Below are 8,027 nucleotides of genomic sequence, written 5' to 3'. Positions count from 1 at the left end.
GCCGCCGCAGCCCCCGCACCTGAGCAAAATGCCGCAGTACCCGGCGCCCCGGCTGCCGCACCTGCCGCTGCCGAAGGCGTAGCCCCCACAGATGAAACCGGTCTTGTCCTGGAAGAAGACAACACCCTGGGCATGGCCCACGACCTGTCACCTTGGGGCATGTACCAGAACGCTGACATCATCGTGAAGATCGTGATGATCGGCCTGGCCATCGCCTCGATCATCACCTGGACCATCTGGATCGCCAAGGGCTTCGAGCTGCTGGGCGCCAAACGTCGCCTGCGCACCGAAATCGCCAACCTGAAAAAAGCCACCACCCTCAAGGAAGCCAGCGAAAGCGCGGCCATCAAGGGCACCCTCGCGCACCTGCTGGTGCACGACGCCCTGGAAGAAATGCGCCTGTCGGCCAACACCCGTGAGAAGGAAGGCATCAAGGAGCGTGTGAGTTTCCGCCTTGAGCGCCTGGTAGCGGCCTGCGGTCGCAACATGAGCAATGGCACCGGCGTGCTGGCAACCATCGGTTCCACCGCACCGTTTGTCGGCCTGTTCGGTACCGTGTGGGGCATCATGAACAGCTTCATCGGCATCGCCAAGACCCAGACCACCAACCTCGCCGTCGTCGCTCCCGGTATTGCCGAAGCCCTGCTGGCAACTGCCCTGGGCCTGGTCGCCGCGATTCCTGCGGTGGTGATCTACAACGTGTTCGCCCGTTCGATCGCCGGCTACAAGGCCCAGGTGTCGGATGCTTCGGCAGAAGTCCTGTTGCTGGTCAGCCGTGACCTCGATCACCTGCCTACCGAGCGCAGCTCGCAACCGCACATGGTGAAAGTGGGGTAATCGGCCATGGGCCTGCATTTGAATCAAGGTGACGACGAGCTCGTCGAGAACCACGAAATCAACGTCACACCGTTTATCGACGTGATGCTGGTGCTGCTGATCATCTTCATGGTCGCAGCACCCCTGGCTACGGTGGACATCAAGGTCGACCTCCCCGCCTCCAGCGCGAAACCCGCGCCGCGACCGGAGAAACCGGTGTTCCTCAGCGTCAAGGCTGACCAGCGCCTGTTCCTGGGCGAAGAAGAAGTCAAATCCGAAACCCTCGGTGCGGTGCTCGACGTCCGGACCCAGGGCAAGAAAGACACGACGATCTTCTTCCAGGCCGACAAAGGCGTGGACTACGGCGACCTGATGAGCGTGATGGATGCCCTGCGGGCGGCCGGTTACCTCAAGGTCGGTCTGGTCGGACTTGAGACGGCAGCCAAGAAATGATCACGACGCGCCACAAACTGACGCGTTATGGCACCAGCCTCGCCGTCGTGCTGGGCGTCCACGCCGTCGCGATCATCCTCGCGCTCCAGTGGTCGGCGCCACACATGGTGCAGTTGCCACCGGCGGCCATGGTCATCGACCTGGCGCCGATGCCGGCGCCACCCCCTCCGGCCCCGCCGAAGGTGGTGACGCCACCGCAACCGCCGGCACCGGTGGAAGAGTTGCCATTGCCCAAGCTGGCCGAGGCACCGAAACCCACCATTTCCGTGCCCAAGCCGGTCAAGCCAAAGCCCAAGCCACAGCCGCCCAAGCCGGAGAAAAAGGTCGAGCCGCCCAAGGAGAAACCTTCCGAGGATCCGCCAAGCGAAAGCCCGGCGAATAATGCGCCTTCGGAAAAGTCGGCGCAGCCACAACCCGGTCCTTCGCCGGCGCAGATCGCGGCCAAGGCAACGTGGGAAAGTACGCTGCTCGGTCACTTGGCGAAGTACAAGAAGTACCCGCCAGGCGCCCAGGCCCGTGGCAAGGAAGGCTTGAACCGCTTGCGGTTCGTGGTGGATGCCGAAGGCAAGGTGCTGTCCTATGAACTGGTGGGCCGCTCCGGCAACGCCGACCTGGACCGCGCTACCCTGGAGATGATCCGTCGTGCCCAGCCGCTGCCCAAGCCACCGGCCGATATGTTGAAAAACGGCAGCATCGAAATCGTTGCGCCGTTTGTCTACAACATCGAGAAACGTCGCCGCTGATCCCCTGTCTGTATGAGCAGGCTTGCCTGCTCATACAGACAGTCCCGGGCTTCAGCAAAATCCCCCGCACAAACCGCTCAATCCCCACTCCAGTTCTGATAACGTGCGCCTATCGATTGCAGCCGGTATGCTTGGCCCGCAACCTCATGGACGCCCGCTATGACTCTTACAGAATTACGCTACATCGTGACCCTCGCCCAAGAGCAACACTTCGGCCATGCCGCAGAACGTTGCCATGTCAGCCAGCCGACGCTGTCGGTGGGTGTGAAGAAGCTTGAAGACGAACTCGGTGTGCTGATTTTCGAGCGCAGCAAAAGCGCCGTGCGCCTCACCCCGGTAGGCGAAGGCATTGTTGCCCAGGCCCAGAAGGTGCTGGAGCAGGCCCAGAGCATTCGTGAGCTGGCCCAGGCCGGCAAGAACCAACTGACCGCCCCGCTGAAAGTCGGCGCAATCTACACCGTCGGCCCGTACCTGTTCCCACACCTGATCCCGCAACTGCACCGCGTCGCGCCGCAGATGCCGCTGTATATCGAAGAAAACTTCACCCACGTGTTGCGCGACAAGCTGCGCAACGGTGAGTTGGACGCGATCATCATCGCCCTGCCATTCAACGAAGCCGACGTGCTGACGCTACCGCTCTACGACGAGCCGTTCTCTGTGCTGATGCCTGCGTCCCATCCATGGACCCAGAAAGACACGATCGACGCCAGCCTGCTCAACGACAAGAGCCTGCTGCTGCTTGGCGAAGGCCACTGCTTCCGTGACCAGGTGCTGGAGGCCTGTCCAACCCTGAGCAAGGGCAACGACGGCGCCAAACACACCACTGTGGAGTCCAGCTCCCTGGAGACCATTCGCCACATGGTAGCGTCCGGCCTGGGCATCTCGATCCTGCCGCTGTCGGCCGTGGACAGCCATCACTACGCTGCCGGCGTGATTGAAGTGCGTCCGCTCACCCCGCCCGTGCCATTCCGTACCGTGGCGATTGCGTGGCGTGCCAGTTTCCCGCGCCCCAAAGCGATTGATATCCTCGCCGACTCGATCCGCCTGTGCTCGGTGGCCAAGCCGCCTGCTGCGAGCTAAGCACTTGTATGACTGAACTGTCGCAGGTGTCGGTGACGGCACTCAAGGGTGTCGGTGAAGCCATGGCCGAGAAACTGGCCAAGGTTGGCCTGGAAAACCTCCAGGACGTGCTGTTTCACCTGCCCCTGCGTTACCAGGACCGCACCCGTGTAGTGCCCATCGGCCATCTGCGCCCCGGGCAGGATGCCGTGGTCGAGGGCACCGTCAGCGGTGCAGATGTGGTGATGGGCAAACGCCGCAGCCTAGTGGTGCGCCTGCAGGACGGTACCGGTGGCCTGAGCCTGCGCTTCTACCATTTCAGCAACGCACAAAAGGAAGGCCTCAAGCGTGGCACCCGCGTGCGTTGCTACGGTGAAGCCCGGCCAGGGGCCTCGGGCCTGGAAATCTATCACCCGGAATATCGCGCCATCACCGGCGACGAGCCACCACCGGTAGACACCACCCTCACCCCGATCTACCCGCTCACCGAAGGCCTGACGCAACAGCGCCTGCGCCAATTATGCATGCAGACCCTGGCCCTGCTCGGCCCGCAAAGCCTGCCCGACTGGCTACCGCAGGAGCTGGCCCGGGACTACCAGTTGGCGCCCCTGGATGACGCGATCCGCTACCTGCACCATCCACCGGCCGATGCCGATGTCGATGAGCTAGCTCTGGGTCATCACTGGGCCCAGCATCGCCTGGCCTTTGAAGAACTGCTGACCCATCAACTGTCCCAGCAACGCCTGCGCGAAAGCATGCGTTCCCTGCGCGCGCCGGCGATGCCCAAGGCCACGCGCCTGCCCGCGCAATACCTGGCCAACCTCGGCTTTGCGCCGACCGGTGCACAACAGCGCGTAGGCAATGAAATCGCCTACGACCTGAGCCAGAAAGAACCCATGCTGCGCCTGATCCAGGGCGACGTCGGTGCCGGCAAGACCGTGGTCGCCGCCCTGGCTGCGCTGCAGGCCCTGGAGGCCGGTTATCAAGTGGCCCTGATGGCGCCGACCGAGATCCTTGCCGAACAGCACTTCATCACCTTCAAGCGCTGGCTCGAACCCCTGGGCCTGGAAGTGGCGTGGCTAGCGGGCAAGCTCAAGGGCAAGAACCGCGCGGCCGCCCTGGAGCAGATCGCCGCCGGCGCACCGATGGTGGTGGGCACTCACGCGCTGTTCCAGGATGAAGTGAAATTCAAGAACCTGGCCCTGGTGATCATCGACGAACAGCACCGTTTCGGTGTGCAGCAACGCCTGGCCCTGCGCGAAAAAGGCGTGGGCGGACGGATGAATCCGCACCAGTTGATCATGACCGCCACCCCGATCCCACGCACCTTGGCCATGAGTGCCTACGCCGATCTCGACACCTCGATTCTCGATGAACTGCCGCCCGGCCGCACCCCGGTCAACACCGTGCTGGTCACCGACACCCGTCGGGTCGAAGTGATCGAACGGGTACGCGGGGCCTGCACCGAAGGGCGCCAGGCCTATTGGGTGTGTACGCTGATCGAAGAGTCGGAAGAGCTGACCTGCCAGGCGGCTGAAACCACCTATGAAGACCTCACCAGTGCCTTGGGCGAGCTCAAGGTCGGGCTGATCCACGGGCGCATGAAGCCTGCGGAAAAAGCCGCGGTGATGGCCGAGTTCAAGGCCGGCAACCTGCAACTGCTGGTGGCCACTACGGTGATTGAAGTCGGCGTGGATGTGCCCAACGCCAGCCTGATGATCATCGAAAACCCCGAGCGCCTGGGCCTGGCTCAATTGCACCAACTGCGTGGCCGCGTCGGTCGGGGCAGTGCCGCCAGTCACTGCGTGCTGCTCTACCATCCGCCGCTGTCGCAGATTGGTCGCCAGCGCCTGGGGATCATGCGCGAAACCAACGATGGCTTCGTGATTGCCGAAAAGGATCTGGAACTGCGCGGCCCAGGCGAGATGCTTGGCACCCGCCAGACCGGGTTGCTGCAGTTCAAGGTCGCTGACCTGATGCGTGATGCCGACCTGCTGCCAGCGGTGCGCGACGCCGCCCAGGCCCTGCTGGAACGCTGGCCGCACCACGTCAGCCCGTTGCTCGATCGCTGGCTGCGTCATGGCCAGCAATACGGCCAGGTCTGACCCAGCGCCCCTGTAGGAGCGAGCTTGCTCGCGAAGAACTCACAGGCGCCACGTATATGCCGGTGCCCCGCGTTATCGCTAAGGTTCTTCGCGAGCAAGCTCGCTCCTACAGTAATGGGGACCGCCAACACCATCACAAACCACAGTTAGACACCACTCAGCCGGACCAAGCTGGTTATACTCCAAGCAAATGTAGGAGATTGGATCCGGCCATGTCAGAAGTTGCCCACGCCACAGCCCCGCCGACCGCACCCTCGGTCATTCGGGACCTGCTCGCGAAACTCGCCATCAGCTACACGCAAGTCACCGAACACCCAGGGCTGAATCCGGCCCGAAAGGTTCAAGCGGTGCTGCTCGATGACGCCGTGGGCGCCCTCATGGTGCTGTTCCCCCAGAGCCAATTGCTGGACCTCAACCGCCTCACCGAACTGACCGGCCGCAACCTGACTGCTGTCTCGCCGGAACGCCTGGAGCGCATGCTCGGCAAGCACAGCCTGAGCCTGTTGCCTGGTCTGCCGCCGCTGACCAGTTCACCGTGCCTGTACGAAGAAAGTCTGCTGCGCGAGCCAACCCTGCTGGTGCATTCGGGCGAAGCCACGGTGCTGCTGGAAATCACCAGCGATGACTTCAAGCGCATGCTGAGCAAGGCCAGTGCCGCCAACTTCGGCGAGCCCCTGAGCAGCATCCGGCCCAACTTCGACCGTCCTGCCGACGATCGTGACGAGATCACCCAGGCAATGCAGGCGTTTACCGCCCGCCGCATCCAGCAACGCCTGGAAGCCACCATCGAGATCCCGCCGCTGGCCGATACCGCGCAGAAGATCATCAAGCTGCGGGTCGATCCCAACGCGACCATCGACGACATTACCGGCGTGGTCGAAACCGACCCAGCCCTGGCCGCGCAAGTCGTGAGCTGGGCGGCATCGCCGTATTACGCCTCGCCGGGCAAGATCCGCTCGGTGGAAGATGCGATTGTGCGCGTGCTGGGCTTCGACCTGGTGATCAACCTGGCCCTCGGCCTGGCGCTGGGCAAGACCTTGAGCCTGCCCAAGGACCATCCGCAACAGGCTACGCCCTACTGGCACCAGTCGATCTACACCGCGGCGGTAATCGAAGGGCTGACCCGTGCCATGCCGCGCGCCCAGCGCCCGGAAGCCGGCCTGACCTACTTGGCGGGCCTGCTGCACAACTTTGGCTATCTGTTGCTGGCCCACGTCTTCCCGCCGCACTTCTCGCTGATCTGCCGGCACCTGGAGGTCAACCCGCACCTGTGCCACAGCTATGTCGAGCAACACTTGCTGGGGATCAGCCGCGAGCAGATCGGTGCCTGGTTGATGCGTTACTGGGACATGCCGCAAGAGCTGTCCACTGCCCTGCGCTTCCAGCATGACCCGACCTACGACGGCCAATACGCCGAATACCCGAACCTGGTGTGCCTGGCCGTACGCCTGTTGCGCGGGCGCGGCATCGGCTCCGGGCCTGAGGCCGAGATCCCGGACGAGCTGCTGGAGCGCCTGGGCCTGGACCGCAGCAAAGCTGAGGATGTAGTGAGCAAGGTGCTGGATGCCGAGGTGTTGTTGCGGGAGTTGGCGTCGCAGTTCAGCCAGGGGTGAAGCGGGCGTCTGTCAAACCGCTATCGCAGGCAAGCCAGCTCCCACAGTTGACCGAGTTCCAACGTTGGAATGCACTCAAAATGTGGGAGCTGGCTTGCCTGCGATGAATCCAACTCGGTCTCTCAGGCCTTCTTTTTCTTCGGCTTCAAGTACTTGGTCAACCCCTGGAACCACATCACCAGCGCCGGGTTGCCCTTGATCTGGATCGACTTGTCCTGAATCCCTGTCATGAATGCCAGTTGCTTGTTCTTCGCCTGCATCGTGGCGAAGCCGTAGGCGGCGTCTTTGAAGGCAATAGCAAACGCAGGCTCCGGGTGGACACCCGAGCGGCTGGTGATGCGCTGGTCTTTGACGATGAAGTGACGGGCAACCTTGCCGTCAAGGGTCTGCAGCTGGAACGCCAGGTCCTTGTCACCCAACTGCTGCTGGAATGCAGGGTTGTTGCGGCTGGCTTTGGCCATCATCAGGCCCAGCACCCACAGAAGAAAACGAAATTTCATGCACACGGCCTCAGTGTAATTATTGGGTGGCCGCAGCAGTTTAACGATTTGTGCGCGGAACGCTACCGATCTCCCGCGTTAGCAGGAGATCGGTTGGCGTTTACCGCTTATAGCAACAACTTGGCTTAAACGTTAGGGCAAGGCACCGGTGCCCAGTCAGCCAGATTCGGATCGCGGCAGGTGCCTTCGATCTGCGCTTTACCGGCGCTGGCCACTTGCTTGCTCTCGGCCTGCTTGACCTTGACGGTCTGGATGGTTTTCTCGGTGCTCACCGCTTCTGTCGGCACCTTGGGTAGTGGCGGACGCTTGGTCACGACTTTGCTAGTCGATTTGCCTTTCTTCGCCGGGACCACCGCCGGGGCGGCCTCTGCCGTGGCCACCGTCACCACGTCATTGCGCTGCACGCCCACCTGTTGCAGGTCTTTCTCGTAGGCCTGGGTGTAGTTGTTCAGGTCTTCGCTGGCCTTGCCGTTGACTGCAACGACCAGGTCGTTGGACTCCTTGAGGCCGGCGACGATTTCCGCCAGGCGCTTGCGGCCTTCGGTGTCGTTGACGGTCTTGGCCTTGCGGTCGGCCACAAGCTTCGTGAACGCGCTCTGGTAGCACTGCTGGGACGCCTTGGCGTACGCGGTGCTGCGGTCGATATCGGAGGCGCTTTTGTTGAAGTCAGTGGCGTAGGACGCGATGCGCTGGTTGTCGTCGCTGATCTGCTTCTGACGCTCGGTGTAGTAACCCGCT

The 8,027-nt window shown here is 62.7% G+C and carries 8 protein-coding genes; 6 read left to right on the top strand and 2 right to left on the bottom strand.

Features of this window, described 5'->3' with window-relative positions:
• From exbB to BFQ03_RS00015, 6 genes are all read left to right on the top strand, one after another.
• Window positions 1–837: tonB-system energizer ExbB (exbB, locus tag BFQ03_RS00040; protein ID WP_065942269.1), on the top strand; the 837-nt coding region annotated here is incomplete at its 5' end.
• Window positions 838–843: 6 nt separating this feature from the next.
• On the top strand, window positions 844–1,269 hold the full coding sequence (gene exbD / locus BFQ03_RS00035; protein WP_032856802.1) for a TonB system transport protein ExbD: 426 nt from the start codon (window positions 844–846) through the stop codon (window positions 1,267–1,269).
• Window positions 1,266–2,012, top strand: a complete 747-nt coding sequence (locus BFQ03_RS00030; RefSeq protein ID WP_032856801.1) for a TonB family protein — start codon at window positions 1,266–1,268, stop codon at window positions 2,010–2,012. Before exbD ends, BFQ03_RS00030 begins: the two co-directional genes overlap by 4 nt.
• 159 nt (window positions 2,013–2,171) lie before the next feature.
• Window positions 2,172–3,092 (top strand): hydrogen peroxide-inducible genes activator, encoded by a 921-nt coding sequence (locus BFQ03_RS00025; RefSeq protein ID WP_032856799.1) that lies wholly within the window; start codon window positions 2,172–2,174, stop codon window positions 3,090–3,092.
• Between the two features lie 8 nt (window positions 3,093–3,100).
• The gene (gene recG / locus BFQ03_RS00020) at window positions 3,101–5,176 is read left to right on the top strand and encodes an ATP-dependent DNA helicase RecG (protein ID WP_032856798.1); all 2,076 of its coding nucleotides are present in this window, start codon (window positions 3,101–3,103) and stop codon (window positions 5,174–5,176) included.
• A gap of 212 nt (window positions 5,177–5,388) precedes the next feature.
• Window positions 5,389–6,789, top strand: a complete 1,401-nt coding sequence (locus BFQ03_RS00015; RefSeq protein ID WP_032856797.1) for an aminoacyl-tRNA deacylase and HDOD domain-containing protein — start codon at window positions 5,389–5,391, stop codon at window positions 6,787–6,789.
• 122 nt (window positions 6,790–6,911) lie between these two features.
• Here the strand turns inward: BFQ03_RS00015 and BFQ03_RS00010 are convergent, their stop codons facing one another.
• Both BFQ03_RS00010 and tagQ read right to left on the bottom strand, forming a co-directional pair.
• Complete coding sequence (locus BFQ03_RS00010) at window positions 6,912–7,289, bottom strand: hypothetical protein (RefSeq protein WP_029289848.1); 378 nt, start codon at window positions 7,287–7,289, stop codon at window positions 6,912–6,914.
• Between the two features lie 125 nt (window positions 7,290–7,414).
• Window positions 7,415–8,027 (bottom strand): type VI secretion system-associated lipoprotein TagQ (tagQ, locus tag BFQ03_RS00005; RefSeq protein WP_065942268.1); only part of this gene is annotated, 613 nt, incomplete at its 5' end.

Origin of the sequence: Pseudomonas sp. 25 R 14 (assembly GCF_900004755.1) — a bacterium.
GTDB classification, from domain to species: domain Bacteria; phylum Pseudomonadota; class Gammaproteobacteria; order Pseudomonadales; family Pseudomonadaceae; genus Aquipseudomonas; species Aquipseudomonas brenneri.
Note: the sequence above shows the minus strand (reverse complement) of the source record. Positions and strands in the feature narration are given on the sequence as shown.

What these genes read in the sequence shown, in the direction of transcription:
- BFQ03_RS00030 (WP_032856801.1), top strand. Translation starts at nt 1,266, where the DNA reads ATGATCACGACGCGCCACAAACTGACGCGTTATGGCACCAGCCTCGCC.
- exbD (WP_032856802.1), top strand. Translation starts at nt 844, where the DNA reads ATGGGCCTGCATTTGAATCAAGGTGACGACGAGCTCGTCGAGAACCAC.
- BFQ03_RS00015 (WP_032856797.1), top strand. Translation starts at nt 5,389, where the DNA reads ATGTCAGAAGTTGCCCACGCCACAGCCCCGCCGACCGCACCCTCGGTC.
- BFQ03_RS00025 (WP_032856799.1), top strand. Translation starts at nt 2,172, where the DNA reads ATGACTCTTACAGAATTACGCTACATCGTGACCCTCGCCCAAGAGCAA.
- BFQ03_RS00010 (WP_029289848.1), bottom strand. Translation starts at nt 7,289, where the DNA reads ATGAAATTTCGTTTTCTTCTGTGGGTGCTGGGCCTGATGATGGCCAAA.
- recG (WP_032856798.1), top strand. Translation starts at nt 3,101, where the DNA reads ATGACTGAACTGTCGCAGGTGTCGGTGACGGCACTCAAGGGTGTCGGT.